The sequence below is a fragment of the Occultella aeris genome (assembly GCF_902703175.1).
Classification (GTDB): domain Bacteria; phylum Actinomycetota; class Actinomycetes; order Actinomycetales; family Beutenbergiaceae; genus Occultella; species Occultella aeris.
The window spans coordinates 56,596-72,048 of record NZ_CACRYJ010000032.1 but is presented as its reverse complement, the minus strand read 5'-3'; the positions used below and the strand labels follow the sequence as shown (position 1 = coordinate 72,048).

Below are 15,453 nucleotides of genomic sequence, written 5' to 3'. Positions count from 1 at the left end.
ACGGCCGGTGACGGCTCGGCACCGGCCGTGAGACGCCGTCGCAGCCGACGGTGAGACTCTGACAGGTTGGAGGGCATGGATACCGACGCCGTCCTCGACCTGCTGAAGGAGACGGCCGCGACCGTCATCACCCCGCGATTCCGCGCGCTCGCCGAGGGGCAGGTGTTCGAGAAGGCCCCCGGGGACCTGGTGACCGTGGCGGACCGCGAGAGCGAGATCGTCATCGCCGAGGCGTTGCAGGCGGCATACCCGGACGCCCTCATCCTCGGCGAGGAGGCGACCTCCGCGGACAAGACGCTGCTGCAGGCTTTCGCCACGGCGGAGCACTCCTTCACCATCGACCCGGTGGACGGCACGAAGAACTTCGTCAACGGATCCCCGGACCACGCGGTGATGGTGGCCGAGCTGCGGGGCGGGAAGCCGGTGCGTTCCTGGATCTGGGTGCCCGAACGCGAGGAGGCGTTCGTGGCCGAGGCCGATGCGGGTGCGTACCTCAACGGGACCCGGATCCAGCGGAGTGCCCCGGCCGACGGCGCCGAACTGCGCGGCGTGACCTCGAGCGAACCCCTGCGCAGCCGGGCACCGGCGCCGCTGCAGATCGGCGACTCCTGGATGTGTGCCGGCGTGGACTACGCGAACCTCGCCCTCGGCGAGGTGGACTACGTCGGCTTCCGCAACGACTGGCCGTGGGACCACGCGCCCGGTGCGCTGCTGGTGGCCGAGGCCGGGGGCTTCACCGGGCGGCTCGACGGCTCTGCCTACGCGCCCCGCCGGGTCGGCATCCCCTGGCTCATCGGCGCCGCCTCGGCGGAGGTGTTCGAGGAGGTCCGGGGACCGATCGCGAGCCTCGTCGGCTAGGCCGCGACCCCACCCGAACGAGGGCGCTGACGTGGTGACGTCAGTGCCCTCGCCAATTCACCGAGTCTCGGTGGCCCGCCCGTTCGCTGCGCGGCCCCAGGCGATCGCGAGCAGGATGCACCCGATCGCGAGCAGGGCCCCGTGCCCGATCCGCATCGCCGGGGTGCCGAAGAACTGCGGCAGGTACAGCGCCAGCATGAGCCCGGTCAGCAGCCCACCCGCGCGCGTGAGGCCGCCGGCACGCCAGGCGTCACGGGCGAGGAGGATCCCGGCCGCGGCGAGCGCGAGGAGGCCGAGCCCGAACATGGTCATCGGCACCGGTCCGTACCGGACGGTGTCGGCCAGTTCGAGCAGGCTCTCGTCGCGGTCGGCCACGGCGCGCAGCCCGATGGCGTGCAGGCCGAACGTCTCGGCGCCGTAGTACGGCAGGACCAGCGCGGTACCGACGGCTGCGAGGGTGGCGGTGATGAGGGCCCGGCCGGTCGCGAAGGCTCGGACGAGCAGCGCCGCGGCGACCAGCATGAAGGCGAACATGCCCATCGTGTGGGCGGCCACCCACTGCTGTGAGGCGAACGCCGCGGCGCCAGCCAGGGTGGTCTCGTCGGTCCATGGGCGCACGGCCGGGTACAGCACGAACAGGACGCCGGCCACGGCCAGGGCAGCCCGGCTGAACGTCGGTGCCCGGCTGGTGCGAGTCGCGGTCCCGGCGCTGCTCGCGATCCAAGCGCCGCTGGCGATCCCGGTGCGGCTCGGGGTCGCGGTGGTGGACGGCGCCGTGGCCGTCGCCGCACGGGGCGCCGTGAGCCTCGGGCTGGGGTTCGTGCTCGGTGCGGTCATGGCGGGCTCCTGGTCTCGAATAGAGAGCGGTGCTCTCTGTTGCTGCCAAGCATGCATCATGCTCGAATCGAAAACAAGAGCGATGCTCACATTTAAGAGCAGCGATCTCGCATGTGGCAGACTCGCGACATGGCAGCACCACGAACGGCCCGTGCGCTCGCACGCGCGGAGCTCACCCAGCAGATCAAGGACGAGGCGCTGCGCCAGCTCGGCGACGCGGGCGCCGGGGAACTGTCGCTGCGAGCGATCTCCCGCGAGCTAGGCATGGTGTCATCGGCGTTGTACCGGTACTTCGCGAGCCGTGACGAGTTGCTCACAGCGTTGATCATCGACGCCTACGCCGACCTCGCCGATGCCCTCGACGCCGCGGACGCCACCTTCGCCGCCCCGGTGCAAGCCACTCCGGCCGCACCGCGGACCGAGCCGGCCCCGCCGGCCGCCCAGGCCGAGCGGTGGGCCGCCGCGGCCGTGACCCTGCGAGACTGGGCGCTGGCCCAGCCGCACCGGTACTCGCTGCTGTACGGCACCCCCGTGCCCGGCTACCGCGCGCCGATGGAGACGACCGTGCCCGCCGAACGCGTCATGCTCGCGTTCTTCCGGCCGCTCGAAGCGGCGGCGCTCGCGGGCGACCCAGCCAGGGACGTCGCGGACGCTGACCGTCGGGCCCCGGCCGCAGCGGACCCTGCCCAGCCGGTCGGGGATGTCGCCGATGCGGGCCTGAACGCCCAGCTCCGTGCGGCCGGGACCCTGCTCGGTCCGCACATCACCCCGGTCCGCCTCGCCGCAGGGGTCGCCGCCCTGGCGCAGGTCATCGGGTTCGTCACGTTGGAGATCGGCGGCCACTTCCACGGCGGCTTCGAGCCGGCGGACGCCCTGTACGCCCATGCGATCGAGGCGCTGACCGGGTCACTGGGGCTGGTGGACTGACCTCGCGGGCTGCCGCGGTGGGGAACCCACGGCCTGCCTCGGCGGCGACAACAGCGCCTCCAGCCGCCGTCGCAGCGGCCGGTGCCATCGCTTCTCCACGAACCGGTGGATCAGCCACGCCAGGGCCAGACACGTCCCGACGGCGACGATGAGGGTGGGCCACTTCCCGAGCGCCGGATGCAGTGCCTCGATCACCGCCCAGCCCACGTACTCGTGGGTGAGGTACAGCGGGTACGTGAGCGTGCCCACCGCGGTCAGCCAGCGCCAGTCCAGGTTCCGGATCGTCGGCACGAAGGCGATCGTCGCGACCGCGGCAACCGCGCCGAGGACGGCCAGCGCGAGGATCAGCGGGGACACCTCGGCACCGGAGGCGATCGCCTCGATCGCCGAGGTCTGCTTCACGGCGGCGATGAGCACCCCCTGGGCCGTGTTCAGGGCGGCCAGAGCCCACAGGCGCACGCTGTGGCCGTCCCGGTAGATCACGTACATCACCATTCCGGCGCCGAACATCGAGGCCCAGCCCAGTGACGTCAAGGTCTCGGTCGCCCCGGGCATGGTCAGGGTGAGCGCCGTGCCCACCAGCGGTAGCGCCGTCGCGACGAACAGCACGCGGCGCCTGGTCAGCCCGATCGCCACCATGACGGCCATGAGCAGGTAGAACTGCATCTCCACCCAGAGCGTCCAGTACACGCCGTCGACATGGGCCACGCCGAACGGCTCGTGGAGCATGGTCAGGTTCGCGAGCACCTCGGCCGGTGACCGCGAGTCGAACGTCGGCCACAGCCAGCGCAGCGTCCCGGTGATCAGCACGGCGACCCAGAACGCCGGGTACAGCCGGCTCACCCGGGAGGCGACGAACGACCCCGTCGTGCGCCCCCACGCCGACATCAGGATCACGAACCCGCTGAGCACGAAGAACAGGTGCATCCCGACGTAGCCGTATCGGAGCACATCGCTCAGCCCGGGAAAGAGCTCGTGCGGCAGCACTCCGTCACCCCACCGCCCGTGGTCCCGGGTGGTGAAGTGCATCAGCACCACGGTCAGCGCGGCGAGCAGGCGCAGCGCGTCAAGGGCGCGCAGACGCGGCGCGGCCGAAGGACCCTTGATGCTGGATCCGGTGGCCGCGGGCTCGTCGGCGGGCGCCGGGGGTGTGGTCGCTGTGGTGGCCGGCCTCAACGGCCGTAGCCTCCGAGGTTCTCAGCCCCCGGCGAAGGGAGGGAGCACGTCCACCACGGTGTCGTCATCCAGGAAAACGTCATCGGGGGAGGCTACCCCGTCGACCAGGAGGGAACAACGGGAGAGCACCCGCTCCAGCGTCTCGCCGTGCCGGGCGACCATGAGCTCGCGCAGTTCCCCGACCGTGGCCGCGGCGAGCGACTCGCCGTGCCGACCAGCGGCTTCGGCGGCCGCGGCGAAGTAGCGCACCTGCGTCATCGGTTCCGCTCCGCTGCGCCGTCGGAGTGATGATCCCCACCCCGCGCGATCGCGAGTTCGGCCGTTCGGGCGCACGCGGCGCGGACCTGTTCGGGGCTCGCCCCCGCGCCGACGGCGAGGCCCACGATGAACGCGCTCACGGGTGCGGCGGGGCGGTCCACGTGGTGGGCGACGTCCCTGGTCATGTCGAGCAGGGCACGCAGGTCGACCAGGGTGGGGTCCACGCCCAGTTCTGCCGACAATGTCTCGACCCAGTCCTGGATCGGGGGCAGTTCACGACTCATCGATCCTCCTCGCCCATCCGTTGAGCAGACTCTGCCACATCGGCGGCCGGCCACGGACCGTCCTCGGTTCGCGGCTCTCCGGCCTCGTCGCGCGCGTACGCGACATCGCCCCAGGTGTCCACGTCCCGGGCGTCGAGACCGGGCGCGGCGACCAGCCGCAGCGACGCCATCAGGGCGCGCACGGAGGCATCCCGGACCGTCGCGAGCTCGGCAACGGCCCGCTGCAACGAGTCGCGCCGGTAGACGCCGGCCAGCCACTGCAGGCGCCCCGCGTGCTCCGCGCACGTGCCGTCCTCGTCGGGGGCCAGCGCCGCATACCGCGCAAGAAGCGGGCCGACGGCGGTGCTTGCGAAGGGTAGGTCGCAGGCCAGCACGAGGATGGGCGCCTCGGGTGCCGAGTCCGGGTGCGCGAACGTGGCCCCGCAGGTCCAGTCCTCGAGCGCGGCCAGTCCGGCTGCGAGTCCGGCCACCGGCCCGCCGAACGGCGGGTCCTCGCTCGTGACGCGCACCTCGAGGCCGGGCGGCACGGGGGTGGCTGCCAGCGCGGGCGGCCCGACCACGACCGCTCGGATCGGAGGCTTCTCGGACCTGTCCCGGGTGGTGCCGGTCCCGTCCTCGATCGGGCCGCCTGGACGGACCCCAGCGGCACCCGCGGCTGCCGCCGCGAGCACCCGCTCCAGCAGGGTCCGCCCGCCGATCCGCACATCCGGCTTGCTGGTCCCGCCGAGGCGTTCCGCGCGGCCGCCGGCGAGCACGATGACGTCCGGCGCCGCACTCATCGCTCGTCAGTCCCGGTCCCGGTGCCAGTCCCCGGACTTGCCACCGGTCTTTGCCAGGAGCCGGATGCCGGTGATGGTGACCGACTTGTCCAGACCCTTGACCATGTCCACCACGTTCAACGCCGCGACGCTCACCGCGGTGAGGGCCTCCATCTCGACCCCGGTCCGGTCGGCGGTGCGGACGGTCGCGCGCAGGTGCACGCCGTCGTCGGCGATCTCGGCCTCGACCACCACCCCGTGCACCCCGATCACGTGGGCGAGCGGCAGCAGTTCCGGGGTCCGCTTTGCGGCGGCGATCCCGGCGACTCGGGCGACGGCGAGCACGTCCCCCTTCGGCACCGAGTCCTCCCGGAGCGCGGCGACCACGTGCGGCCCGCACTCGACGAGCGCCTCGGCCGTGGCCGAGCGGACGGTCGGGACCTTCTCGGTGACGTCGACCATCCGGGCCTGCCCGGCGCCGTCGAGATGGGTGAACTCGCTCATGATGCCCCCCGCAGCACGGCGACCGTGTCCCCGGCCCGGACCTCGTCGACGTCCGCGGACACCCGGGCGAGCCCATCCGCCCCGGCGAGCCCACCGACCAGGTGGGAGCCCGACCCGCGCCGCGCGGAGGGGCGCACCAGAAGTATCCGGTCCGCGCCGGCTCCGCCTCTCATGATCACGACCGGCATGTACTGCTCACGCCCCGGTGGCGACCGCCAGCCCACCTCGGCAATGCCGTCGACCAGGACGGGCAGCGGGTCGGCGTCGCCGGCCAGGCGCCGTAGGCCCGGGCGGACGAACACCTCGAACGAGACGTACACGCTCACCGGGTTTCCCGGGAGCGCGAAGACGACAGTGCCGTCGGCCAGGCGCCCGAACCCCTGTGGCTTGCCCGGCTGCATCGCGAGCGGCCCGAACCACATCGACGGCAGTGGCGCGAGCACTGCCTTGACCACGTCGAAGGCGCCCACGCTCACCCCGCCGGAGAGCACGATCGCGTCCACGTCGGGGGAGACCTCGGCGAGGAGTCTCGCGAACTCGGCCTCGTCGTCGGGCACGGCGCCGATCCGCACGGGGGTGCCGCCGGCCTCGGTCACGGACTGGGCGAGCAGGTAGGAGTTCGAGTCCGGGATCTGTCCCCAGGCGGGCGTGGTGCCGGGGTCCACGAGCTCGGTGCCGGTCGAGATGACGGCGACGCGGGGCCGCGGGTGAACTGTCAGCGTGCCGTGCCCGGCGCCGGCTGCGGCCGCGAGGTGCCTGGCGGTGAGCCGGGTGCCGGCCCGCAACACCAACTCGCCCGGCGCGAGGTCATCCCCGGCACGGCGGACATGGGCCGCCTCGGCGGGTTCGGCGGTGATCGTCACGGTGGTGGTGCCGGCGTCGGTGTCCTCGACGGGCACCACGGCGTCGGCACCCGGGGGCATCGGCGCGCCGGTCATGATCCGGGCCACGGTGCCCGGCCCGACGTCGGGTCGCTCGCTCGTCCCGGCGGGCAGGTCCGCGATCACCGGCAGGGTCACCGGACGGTCGGGTCCGGCGCCGACGAGGTCCGCGCGGCGCACCGCGTAGCCGTCCATGGCGGAGTTGTCGAAGAGCGGGATCGGCGTGCGGGAGTGCACGTCCGCCGCGAGCACCGCGCCGCCGGCCCCGCCGAGCGGCACAGCGCGGGCGGGCAGCGGCTCGAGGGCGGCCAGCACGGCCCGCTGATGTTCGGCGACCGAGCGCTTCACCGGGTCTCCCATGCGTCGATCCCTCCGGCCAGCACGGTGGTCCTGAACCCGGCCCGTTCGAAGGCGGTCGCAGCACGGTCGGCCCGCGGTCCGGTCTTGCAGTACAGGATCACCTCGGTGCCGGCGTCCAGGCCGGTGCGCCCGGCCTCGGTGAGGGCGAACGACAGCGGGATCAGCTGTGCGCCCGGGATCGAGTTCTGGGCGAACTCGACGGGGTCGCGCACGTCGACGAGCTCGAAGTCGTCCTGGCGGTGGCGACGCGCCTCGAGACGACGGTTCAGTTCGGCGGGCGTGATCCGCCCGGGTCCCGACGGCGGCGCGTGTCTCGCGCGGGCGGGTGTGGTTGGAGCGGTGGTCGTGGGGGCAGGGGCCGCTGGTGGGGCCGGCGGCATCCGGACGGCCGTGGTGGCGGGGCGCAGCGGGATCTCGCTCCAGCGGGCGTTGAGCGCGTCGACCACCAGGACCCGGCCGAGCAGTGGCTCTCCGAAGCCCGCGATGAGCTTGAGGGCCTCCGCGGCCATCACCGAGCCGACCTGCCCGCAGAGCACGCCGAGCACCCCGGCCTCCGCGCAGGACGGCACCGAACCCTCCGGCGGCGCCTGGGGGAACAGGTCGCGCAGCGTCACGGGGGTGGCCGGTGCGGGCGGACGGGACCAGAACACCGAGATCTGGGCGTCGAACTGGAAGATCGAGGCCCAGACGAGCGGGATCCCGAGCCTGGCGCAGGTGTCATTGACCGCGTAGCGGGTGGTGAAGTTGTCGGTGCCGTCGAGCACCACGTCGTACCCGGCGAGGAACTGTTCGGCGTTGTAGGCGTCCAGGCGCACGGCCTGCTTGATGACGGTCGCCTGCGGGGCGATCTCCGCGATCCTCTCCGCGGCCGAGTCCACCTTGCGGCGGCCGAGGTCGGCCACGGTGTGCAGGACCTGGCGTTGCAGGTTCGAGCGTTCCACCACGTCGTCGTCGATGATCGCGATGGTTCCCACGCCCGCGGCGGCGAGGTACTGCAGCACCGGGGAACCGAGGCCGCCGGCGCCCACCACGGCCACCTTCGCGGCCATGATCCGACGCTGGCCGTCCTCGCCGACCTGGGGCAGCATCAGGTGCCTGGCCAGCCGCTCGGAATCCGCGCGGGTCAGCGGCGGACCGGGGGCGACGAGCGGCGGCAGCGGCATGGTCCCACCGTATCCCGTGCGTGCGCGGTTCCGGCCGCCGCGCCAGGGTCCCTGGGCCGCCGGGTGCGGGTGAGCCAGCGGATACAACCCTCTTGGTCACCGTCAGAGCTCTCGCTCGCGGGAGTGGTGTGATTCCGACGCTCTGGGTGCCTCGCAATCACACCACTGCAGGTCTGTCCTGTCGGCTCAGCGCGGAGGCATCCGGAGGGCGCCGTCGAGGCGGATGACCTCGCCGTTCAGCAGGGAGTTGTCCACGATGTGCGCGGCGAGGGCGGCGTACTCGTCGGGGCGCCCGAGCCGGGACGGGTGTGGCACCAGCGCCTCAAGGGACGTGCGGGTCTCCTCCGGCAGGCCCGCCATCATCGGCGTCTCCATGACCCCGGGGGCGATGGTCACTACCCGGATGCCCAGGCCGGCGAGGTCGCGAGCGGCGGTGAGGGTCAGCGCGACCACGCCACCCTTCGATGACGCATACGCGGCCTGGCCCACCTGCCCGTCGTACGCGGCGACCGACGCCGTCATCACGACGACGCCGCGATCGCCGTCGACCTCGTCGTTGCCGGCCATCGCCTCCGCGGCCAGGCGCAGCACGTTGAACGTGCCGATGAGGTTGATCTCGATGACGGATCGGTAGGCGTCCAGCGGGAGCAGACCCTTCCTGCCGAGGATGCGGCCAGGGGTCGCGACGCCGGCGCAGGTCACCGCGACCCGCAGCTCGCCGAGCGTGGCGGCCTTGGCGACGGCGGCGCGCACCTGGGCCTCGTCGCGCACGTCCGTGGGGGCGAACGCGGCGCGCGGGCCGAGCTCGTCTGCGAGCTCGGCGCCGCGAGAGGTGGGCAGGTCCGCCAGGACGACGGCGGCGCCGTCGGCGAGGAGGCGGCGGGCGGTCGCCTCGCCAAGGCCGGACGCCGCGCCGGAGATCAGAGCAACGCTGCTCGGTGTGATGCGCATGTGCCTCAATGTAACCAACTGGGTGTGGCGAACGGCGGCGGCGGGCCACGGCTCGCCCTCCGCGGCGAGCGGGCGCGTTCCGGCCGAGCGAGCCGTGCACGGACGCTCGCTGGGCGCGGGAGCGTCCCGTCGAGAGGCGCGGGTCCGTGAGGCGCAGGTGCGATCGATAGTGCACATCAGAGCCGCAGATGCGTTGATATGCTCCCCTGCATGACGCATTACCGGATCAGCGAGGCCGCCCGGCTGCTCGGCGTGAGCGCGGACACCGTGCGCCGCTGGGTGGAATCCGGGTCGCTGACCGCCGCCCGCGACGACGCCGGCCGGCAGGTGATCCCCGGTGTGGATCTGGCCCGCTGGGCGACGGAGCTCGCGCACGCGCCCGAGGACCCCACCGGCGCGGCGAGCAGCGCCCGGAACCGGTTCGTCGGCCTCGTCACGAAGATCGTCGCGGACACCGTGATGGCCCAGGTCGAGCTCCAGTGCGGCCCGTTCCGGGTGGTCTCGCTGATGTCCAGTGAGGCCGTGCGGGACCTCGGCCTCGAGGTCGGATCCACCGCCGTGGCCGTCGTCAAGGCGACCACCGTGATCGTCGAGGCAGAGAGGCACCACCGATGACCCGTTCCCTCACGACCCGCCGCCGACCCCGTCGTCTGATCGCCCTGCTCGGGGCGACCGCAGCCGGCCTGGCACTGGCGGCGTGTTCCTCCGGGGGTGGCGACGAGGACCCGACCGGCGCCGGGACCAGCGAAACGGCCGAAGACGTGGGTGGCACCCTGACGGTGTTCGCCGCCGCCTCGCTGCAGGAGTCCTTCGACGAGCTGCTCGCCGCGTTCGCCGAGCAGCACCCGGACGTCGAGGTTGCCCCGGCCGTGTACGACGGCTCCTCCACCCTCGCCACCCAGCTCGAGGAGGGCGCGAGCGCGGACGTGCTCGCGACCGCGAATGAGGAGACGATGCAGCGCATCACGACCGGTGACCTGGCCGCGAGAGCGCCGGAGCTGTTCGCGACGAACACCCTCGTGATCGCGGTCCCCACCGGTAACCCGGAGGGCATCGCCGACCTGCCCGACCTCGACGACACCACGTTCGTGATCTGCGCGCCGGAGGTGCCCTGCGGGGACGCCACCGTCGAGCTGTTCGAGGTCGCGGGCTTCGACGGGACTCCGGTCAGTCAGGAGCAGAACGTGACGGCGGTGGCCGAGCGGGTGGTCAACGGCGACGTGGGCGCGGGGCTCGTGTACGGCACGGACGTTGCCTCCCGGTCCGACGAGCTCGAGGCCGTGGTGCCGACCGGCGCCGATGGCATCGTGAACGACTACCCGATCGTCGAGCTCGACGGCGCCCAGCCCGCCGCCGCGCTGTTCGTGGAGTTCGTCCTCTCGGACGAGGGTCAGGCGGTGCTGGCGGAGTACGGCTTCGGCGCACCATGACCACCGGCCCGGACGACTCCGCAGGCCCGCCGGCCCCGGTCGGCTGGGCCGTCGCGGCGTCGCAAACACGCTCGCGTGGTGAGCGGGGCACCGCGCCCCGCCCGCTGCCGGTCCTGCTCGTCGTGCCCGCGGTGCTCGGGCTCGCGGCCGTGCTGCTGCCGCTCGCGGCCCTGTTCCCGCGGGTGGACTGGGCCACGTTCCCCGCGGCGATCACCTCCCCGGCGGCGCTGGCCGCGCTGAGCCTGTCGTTGCGGACCGGGCTCGCCGCCATGGTCTGCTGCCTCGTCCTCGGGGTACCGCTCGCGCTGTACACGGCCCGGGCACCGGCCCGGCTGGCCGAGGTGCTACGGATCATCGTCACCCTGCCACTGGTGCTGCCTCCGCTCGTGGGCGGCATGGCGCTGCTGTACCTGTTCGGCGTCAACGGCTACCTCGGTTCGTTCCTGACGATGTTCGGGATCACGATCCCGTTCAGCACCGTCGCCGTGGTGATGGCCCAGACGTTCGTGGCGATGCCGTTCCTGGTGATCTCGCTCGAGGGCGCGCTGCGCACGGCCGGCACCCGGTACGAGTTCGTCGCGGCGACCCTGGGCGCAGGCCGGTGGACGGTGCTGCGGCGGATCACACTGCCGCTGGTGATGCCCGGGCTGATCGCCGGCACCGTGCTCGCCTTCGCTCGCGCCGTCGGTGAGTTCGGGGCCACCGCACTCTTCGCGGGTAACCAGCCGGGCGTCACCCAGACCATGCCGATGGCGATCTACACGGCGTTCAACGGCGCCGGGGTCACCCGGGACTCCGCGCTCGCGCTCGCGGTGCTGCTGGTCGTGGTCTCGCTGGTGATCCTGCTCGCGCTGCGGGACTGGCGCCGCCGGGAGGCCTGGTGACTGCGCCGGCCACGGGTGTCGCGGCCGCCGTCCGGGTGGAACGCGGCCACTTCACCCTGGACGTGGAGCTCGACGTATCGGCCGGGGAGGTGCTGGCCGTGGTGGGCCCGAACGCGTCAGGCAAGTCCACGTTCCTGCACGTTGTGGCCGGCCTGGTCCGCCCGAGCGTCGGCACGGTGCGGGTCGGGGAACGGGTTCTCACCCGCCGCGGGCAGCGCGGCGCGGAGCCGGACGTCATGGTCGCGCCCGAGCACCGCGGCATCGGCCTGCTCGGTCAGGACCCGCTGCTGTTCCCGCACCTGAGTGCCACCGAGAACGTCGCCTTCGGCCTGCGCAGCGCGGGCCTGCGGGCCGGGCCGGCGCGCGAGCGTGCCCGTGAGTGGTTGACCAAGGTCGGCCTGGACGGAGTGGGTGACCGGCGTCCGAGTGCACTCTCCGGCGGGCAGCAGCAGCGGGTCGCGATCGCCCGGGCCCTGGCCGCCGAGCCCGCCGTGCTGCTGCTGGACGAGCCGCTCGCGGCGCTGGACGCGACCGCGGCCCCCCAGATCCGGCAGCTCCTCGCGGAGCAGGTCCGGGGCACCGGAACCACGGCAGTGGTGGTCTCGCACGACGTGCTCGACGCCGTGGTGCTCGCCGACCACGTCGCCGTCCTGCGTGACGGCACGCTCGTGGAGCGGGGCCGCTGCGCGGACGTCCTCAGCGCGCCCCGGACGGCGTTCACCGCCGCGCTGGTGGGCACGAACCTGCTCGCCGGTCACCGCGACGGCACCGGCGTGCGTACAGCGGTGGGGGTGCTGGAGGTGGCGGGCGGTCGAGCCGCGGCGGACCCGGCCGGAGGTGGCGCACCGACCGGCGAGCCCGATGCGACCGCTCGATTGAGCGCGCCCGCCGCGCCCGCAGGGCGCGGTGCGCCCGACGTGCCCGACGGCGGGGCGTGCGTCGTGCGGTTCCGGCCGTCCGCCGTCGAACTCTTCGAGGCCCGGCCCGATGGGCCGAACGCGTTCGAGGCGACCGTGCGGTGGCTCGAGCCGGCCACCGGCGGGGTCCGGGTCCGGCTCGCCGGGGCACCGGAGTTGCTCGCCGACCTGGAACCCGCGCAGGCGCAGGGGGAGTGGTTACGACCCGGAGGCCGCGTGTGGGCGCGAGTCGACCCGGCCGCCGTCCACCTGGCGCCCGCCGCTTGACCTGACCGGCAGGCGCACCTCGATGGTGGTCCCGCCGCCCGGCGTGGGCCGGTGCCGCACGGTCCCGCCGTGCGCGGCCACGATCGTGGCGACGATGGCCAGGCCGAGGCCCGAGCCGCCGCCGGCGTTGCGGGCCCGGGAGGAGTCCGGCCGGTAGAAGCGTTCGAAGACCCGCTCGCCGTCCTCCGGGCGGATCCCGGGGCCGTGGTCACGGACCTCGATGACGGCTGCGGCGGGCTCCCCGGGCGACTGGCCGGGGGCCGGCGGCTCGGTGTGGACCGCGATCTCCACCGGGGTGCCCTTGGGCGTGTGCTGCACGACGTTTCCGATCAGGTTCGTGACAACCTGGCGGATCCGGTCCGAATCGGCGTCGACCCAGACCGGGCCGGTGGCCAGCATCGTGCCGTCCCGGCTGGGATCCAGCGCGCGCAGGTCGGCAAGGGAGTCGGCCGCCACGGCGGTCAGGTCCACCCGGGTCAGCTTCAGCTCGCGGCCCTCGTCGAGGCGGGCGAGGGCAAGCAGGTCGCCCACGAGGTTGCCCATCCGCACGGACTCGTTCTCGATCCGGCTCATGGTGGCGCCGACCTCCTCGGGAGGTACCGCGCCCATCCGGTACAGCTCGCCGTAACCACGGATCGAGGCCAGCGGCGTGCGCAGCTCGTGGGAGGCGTCGGAGACGAACCTGCGCATCCGCTGCTCGGAGGCGGCCTGCGCCGCGAACGAGGCCTCAAGCTTCGCGACCATCGAGTTGAACGACGCCCCGAGGCGGCCGACCTCCGTGGTGGTCGGCTGGGCGGGGACCCGTCGGCTCAGGTCGCCGCCGGCGATCGCGGCGGCGGTGTTCTCGATGTCGCGCAGGCCGCGCAGGGAGCGCTGCACGGCGATGTACCCGGCGACCGCGCCGATGATGACGACGCCGGCGCCGACTCCGCCCATCACCAGGCGCATCAAGGAGAGCGTCTTGTCCATGGAGCTGAGCGGCAGGGCGATCGCGATGGCACCCTGCTCCGCGCCGGTCTGGTCCTCCAGCGGCGCGACCGCGACCCGCCAGCTCGGCCCGGACTCGACCGAGCGCACCGTCACGAACGCCCACTCGTCCCCGGTCACGCCGTCAAGATCCGGCATATCCGGGACCGCCTGCTCGGTGGTGGCCGGGATGTCCACCGGGTCGGGATCATCGTCGCGAATGATGCGCAGGTAGTAGTCGCTCGGCAGCATCTCGTTGGGACCGCGGAACTGCAGTGTGTCGAGCACCTGGTTCGCGGTGTTCACCCCGGCGGTGCGGAGCTGCTCGTCGACCTGGTTGATCAGGGACCGCTGCAACAGCGTGTAGGCGGCGAACGAGGCGACCGACAGCGCGACAAGGAGCAGCCCCGCGGTGATCAGGGACAGGCGGAGCCGCAGCGGCAGCCGGGACTGCCGGGCCATGTCAGGGCTCGCGCAGGACGTAGCCCACGCCCCGCTTGGTGTGGATCAGGGCGGGCGAGTCGGGGGTGAACGGAGCGTCGATCTTGCGGCGCAGATAGGAGATGTAGGACTCGACGATCGCGCCGTCGCCGCCCCAGTTGTAGGCCCACACGTGGTCGAGGATCTGGGACTTGGACAGCACCCGGCCCGCATTCAGCATCAGGTAGCGCAGCAGCGTGAACTCGGTGGGGGACAGGTCGATCTCCTGCCCGCCGCGGCGGACCTCGTGGGCGTCCTCGTCGAGCTCCAGGTCGGCCACGCGCAGCATCGAGTCCTCGAGCGCAGCGGTCGCCTGGGCGCGACGCAGCACCGCCCGGATCCGGGCGATCACCTCGTCGAGGCTGAACGGCTTGGTGACGTAGTCGTCACCGCCGACGGTCAGGCCGGCGATCTTGTCCGCGGTGTCGTCGCGCGCGGTCAGGAACAGCACCGGGAAGTGCGCGCCCTGCTCGCGCAGGCGGCGGGTCACGGTGAAGCCGTCCAGGTCCGGCAGCATGACGTCGAGGACGATCAGGTCCGGCTGCATCTCCAGGGCGCGGCGCATGGCCTGCTGCCCGTCTGCGGCGACCTCGACCTCGAAGCCGGCGAACCGCAGCGATGCGGACAGCAGTTCGCGGATGTTCGGCTCGTCGTCGACCACCAGGAGGCGGGCCTCGGTGGTCGCGGTCGTGGCCGGCGCAGGGGCTTGGCTCGTTCTCATGACATCCAGTGTGACGCGCAAGTCTGGAAGTTTCCTGGGAGCCGCCTGGGGGATCGCCAAGGAAGGTGGCCGGCGCGAGGCACCTGATGGGAAAACGCCGGGGCCCGACGGCGGTGGTCCGGTCGCGTCAGTGCGTCGCCTCGACGCGTGCGTAGACGGCCAACTGCCAGACCAGGCGTAGGTGCTCGGCATGCACGCGGCGGAACCCGGCCGCGACCAGGCGGTCATGGATCGGCCCGACGTCGTGCACGAACGCCCGGTAGCCGCCGTAGACCCCGGGCCGGGCCCGGAACCAGAGGTTGCCGACCCGCAGCACCGCGCGGTTGATCAGGCCCATCGGACCGGTCGAGCGCGGCAGCACGAACGCGTAGCCGCGGCCGGCCGCGGCCACGGTGTGGTCCACCAGCGGGCCCGGGTCCGGATAGCAGCAGATCACGCGGTTCAGGGTGACCAGGTCGCTGGGCGGCAGGTCGGCGACGGAGCCGTCGCCCACCTCGAACCGTGCCTTCGCCGCGAACCCGCGCTCCGCGGCAAGTCCCCGCGCCGCCTCGACGGCGCCGGGTCCGAGGTCGAACCCGGTGGCCCGGGCGGCGCCCCGCTCGAGGGCACCGACGACGAGGGTGCCTGCCCCGGCGCCGATGTCGAGCACGGAGCGGCCGGTGAGCCCCACCCGGGCGAGGCCGTCGAGCAGGGCGGACGTGACGCCGTCGGCCCCCACGCGCCGCGCGCGGCGCGACTCCGAGCGCGCCCAGTCGTCGAAGCAGCAGCCGGGCGGGTCCTCGCCGTCAGTCATGTCACCAGTGTGCCCCGGCAGCCGGCGAGGGGTAGCGC

The 15,453-nt window shown here is 73.2% G+C and carries 18 protein-coding genes; 6 read left to right on the top strand and 12 right to left on the bottom strand.

Annotated features, from left to right (window positions below; translation table 11 throughout):
• Positions 1-75: 75 nt before the first annotated feature.
• On the top strand, positions 76-858 hold the full coding sequence (locus HALOF300_RS11655) for an inositol monophosphatase family protein (protein WP_156741109.1): 783 nt from the start codon (positions 76-78) through the stop codon (positions 856-858).
• 57 nt (positions 859-915) lie between these two features.
• On the opposite strand, the gene HALOF300_RS11650 is transcribed toward HALOF300_RS11655, so the two are convergent.
• Complete coding sequence (locus HALOF300_RS11650; RefSeq protein WP_156741108.1) at positions 916-1,695, bottom strand: hypothetical protein; 780 nt, start codon at positions 1,693-1,695, stop codon at positions 916-918.
• Between the two features lie 129 nt (positions 1,696-1,824).
• Here HALOF300_RS11650 and HALOF300_RS11645 point away from each other — a divergent pair, with 129 nt between their 5' ends.
• Positions 1,825-2,622: a TetR/AcrR family transcriptional regulator gene (locus tag HALOF300_RS11645; RefSeq protein WP_156741107.1), complete on the top strand. Its 798-nt coding sequence runs from the start codon at positions 1,825-1,827 to the stop codon at positions 2,620-2,622.
• Here HALOF300_RS11645 and HALOF300_RS11640 read toward each other — a convergent pair.
• The 8 genes from HALOF300_RS11640 to HALOF300_RS11605 all read right to left on the bottom strand — a co-directional run bounded on the left by HALOF300_RS11640 (position 2,602) and on the right by HALOF300_RS11605 (position 8,957).
• Positions 2,602-3,798 carry an acyltransferase family protein gene (locus HALOF300_RS11640; RefSeq protein WP_156741106.1) on the bottom strand — a complete coding sequence of 399 codons (1,197 nt, stop codon included), beginning with the start codon at positions 3,796-3,798 and terminating at the stop codon, positions 2,602-2,604. The two genes, HALOF300_RS11645 and HALOF300_RS11640, sit on opposite strands and share 21 nt — an antisense overlap.
• Positions 3,799-3,819: 21 nt before the next feature.
• Positions 3,820-4,056, bottom strand: a complete 237-nt coding sequence (locus HALOF300_RS11635) for a MoaD/ThiS family protein (RefSeq protein WP_154795600.1) — start codon at positions 4,054-4,056, stop codon at positions 3,820-3,822.
• A complete protein-coding gene (locus HALOF300_RS11630) occupies positions 4,053-4,340 on the bottom strand; it encodes a DUF6457 domain-containing protein (protein WP_197522496.1) in 288 nt (95 codons plus the stop codon). The genes HALOF300_RS11635 and HALOF300_RS11630 overlap by 4 nt, the downstream gene beginning before the upstream one ends.
• Positions 4,337-5,119: a molybdenum cofactor guanylyltransferase gene (gene mobA, locus HALOF300_RS11625; protein WP_156741105.1), complete on the bottom strand. Its 783-nt coding sequence runs from the start codon at positions 5,117-5,119 to the stop codon at positions 4,337-4,339. The genes HALOF300_RS11630 and mobA overlap by 4 nt, the downstream gene beginning before the upstream one ends.
• Before the next feature lie 6 nt (positions 5,120-5,125).
• Positions 5,126-5,602, bottom strand: a complete 477-nt coding sequence (gene moaC, locus HALOF300_RS11620) for a cyclic pyranopterin monophosphate synthase MoaC (protein WP_154795598.1) — start codon at positions 5,600-5,602, stop codon at positions 5,126-5,128.
• A complete protein-coding gene (locus tag HALOF300_RS11615) occupies positions 5,599-6,843 on the bottom strand; it encodes a molybdopterin molybdotransferase MoeA (protein WP_156741104.1) in 1,245 nt (414 codons plus the stop codon). Before HALOF300_RS11615 ends, moaC begins: the two co-directional genes overlap by 4 nt.
• Entirely contained in the window at positions 6,828-8,006 is a 1,179-nt protein-coding gene (locus HALOF300_RS11610; RefSeq protein ID WP_156741103.1) for a ThiF family adenylyltransferase, read from the bottom strand. Before HALOF300_RS11610 ends, HALOF300_RS11615 begins: the two co-directional genes overlap by 16 nt.
• Before the next feature lie 186 nt (positions 8,007-8,192).
• On the bottom strand, positions 8,193-8,957 hold the full coding sequence (locus HALOF300_RS11605) for an SDR family NAD(P)-dependent oxidoreductase (RefSeq protein ID WP_156741102.1): 765 nt from the start codon (positions 8,955-8,957) through the stop codon (positions 8,193-8,195).
• A gap of 210 nt (positions 8,958-9,167) precedes the next feature.
• On the opposite strand from HALOF300_RS11605, the gene HALOF300_RS11600 reads away from it, so the two are divergent.
• The 4 genes from HALOF300_RS11600 to HALOF300_RS11585 are packed head-to-tail and all read left to right on the top strand — an operon-like array spanning position 9,168 to position 12,455.
• Positions 9,168-9,572, top strand: coding sequence for a TOBE domain-containing protein (locus HALOF300_RS11600; protein ID WP_156741101.1), 405 nt, complete (start codon positions 9,168-9,170; stop codon positions 9,570-9,572).
• Positions 9,569-10,387, top strand: coding sequence for a molybdate ABC transporter substrate-binding protein (modA, locus tag HALOF300_RS11595; RefSeq protein WP_156741100.1), 819 nt, complete (start codon positions 9,569-9,571; stop codon positions 10,385-10,387). The genes HALOF300_RS11600 and modA overlap by 4 nt, the downstream gene beginning before the upstream one ends.
• Positions 10,384-11,271, top strand: a complete 888-nt coding sequence (locus HALOF300_RS11590) for an ABC transporter permease (protein WP_156741099.1) — start codon at positions 10,384-10,386, stop codon at positions 11,269-11,271. The genes modA and HALOF300_RS11590 overlap by 4 nt, the downstream gene beginning before the upstream one ends.
• Positions 11,268-12,455, top strand: coding sequence for an ABC transporter ATP-binding protein (locus tag HALOF300_RS11585; RefSeq protein ID WP_156741098.1), 1,188 nt, complete (start codon positions 11,268-11,270; stop codon positions 12,453-12,455). Before HALOF300_RS11590 ends, HALOF300_RS11585 begins: the two co-directional genes overlap by 4 nt.
• Here HALOF300_RS11585 and HALOF300_RS11580 read toward each other — a convergent pair.
• The 3 genes from HALOF300_RS11580 to HALOF300_RS11570 all read right to left on the bottom strand — a co-directional run bounded on the left by HALOF300_RS11580 (position 12,387) and on the right by HALOF300_RS11570 (position 15,415).
• A complete protein-coding gene (locus HALOF300_RS11580; RefSeq protein ID WP_156741097.1) occupies positions 12,387-13,883 on the bottom strand; it encodes a sensor histidine kinase in 1,497 nt (498 codons plus the stop codon). The two genes, HALOF300_RS11585 and HALOF300_RS11580, sit on opposite strands and share 69 nt — an antisense overlap.
• A gap of 1 nt (position 13,884) precedes the next feature.
• On the bottom strand, positions 13,885-14,622 hold the full coding sequence (locus tag HALOF300_RS11575) for a response regulator transcription factor (RefSeq protein ID WP_156741096.1): 738 nt from the start codon (positions 14,620-14,622) through the stop codon (positions 13,885-13,887).
• A gap of 127 nt (positions 14,623-14,749) precedes the next feature.
• Complete coding sequence (locus tag HALOF300_RS11570; protein ID WP_197522495.1) at positions 14,750-15,415, bottom strand: class I SAM-dependent methyltransferase; 666 nt, start codon at positions 15,413-15,415, stop codon at positions 14,750-14,752.
• Positions 15,416-15,453 lie beyond the last annotated feature (38 nt).

Bases quoted from the DNA above. Each gene is read 5' to 3' on its own strand.
- HALOF300_RS11655 (WP_156741109.1), top strand. From the start codon at position 76: ATGGATACCGACGCCGTCCTCGACCTGCTGAAGGAGACGGCCGCGACC.
- HALOF300_RS11650 (WP_156741108.1), bottom strand. From the start codon at position 1,695: ATGACCGCACCGAGCACGAACCCCAGCCCGAGGCTCACGGCGCCCCGT.
- HALOF300_RS11645 (WP_156741107.1), top strand. From the start codon at position 1,825: ATGGCAGCACCACGAACGGCCCGTGCGCTCGCACGCGCGGAGCTCACC.
- HALOF300_RS11635 (WP_154795600.1), bottom strand. From the start codon at position 4,056: ATGACGCAGGTGCGCTACTTCGCCGCGGCCGCCGAAGCCGCTGGTCGG.
- HALOF300_RS11630 (WP_197522496.1), bottom strand. From the start codon at position 4,340: ATGAGTCGTGAACTGCCCCCGATCCAGGACTGGGTCGAGACATTGTCG.
- mobA (WP_156741105.1), bottom strand. From the start codon at position 5,119: ATGAGTGCGGCGCCGGACGTCATCGTGCTCGCCGGCGGCCGCGCGGAA.
- moaC (WP_154795598.1), bottom strand. From the start codon at position 5,602: ATGAGCGAGTTCACCCATCTCGACGGCGCCGGGCAGGCCCGGATGGTC.
- HALOF300_RS11615 (WP_156741104.1), bottom strand. From the start codon at position 6,843: ATGGGAGACCCGGTGAAGCGCTCGGTCGCCGAACATCAGCGGGCCGTG.
- HALOF300_RS11610 (WP_156741103.1), bottom strand. From the start codon at position 8,006: ATGCCGCTGCCGCCGCTCGTCGCCCCCGGTCCGCCGCTGACCCGCGCG.
- HALOF300_RS11605 (WP_156741102.1), bottom strand. From the start codon at position 8,957: ATGCGCATCACACCGAGCAGCGTTGCTCTGATCTCCGGCGCGGCGTCC.
- HALOF300_RS11600 (WP_156741101.1), top strand. From the start codon at position 9,168: ATGACGCATTACCGGATCAGCGAGGCCGCCCGGCTGCTCGGCGTGAGC.
- modA (WP_156741100.1), top strand. From the start codon at position 9,569: ATGACCCGTTCCCTCACGACCCGCCGCCGACCCCGTCGTCTGATCGCC.
- HALOF300_RS11590 (WP_156741099.1), top strand. From the start codon at position 10,384: ATGACCACCGGCCCGGACGACTCCGCAGGCCCGCCGGCCCCGGTCGGC.
- HALOF300_RS11580 (WP_156741097.1), bottom strand. From the start codon at position 13,883: ATGGCCCGGCAGTCCCGGCTGCCGCTGCGGCTCCGCCTGTCCCTGATC.
- HALOF300_RS11575 (WP_156741096.1), bottom strand. From the start codon at position 14,622: ATGAGAACGAGCCAAGCCCCTGCGCCGGCCACGACCGCGACCACCGAG.
- HALOF300_RS11570 (WP_197522495.1), bottom strand. From the start codon at position 15,415: ATGACTGACGGCGAGGACCCGCCCGGCTGCTGCTTCGACGACTGGGCG.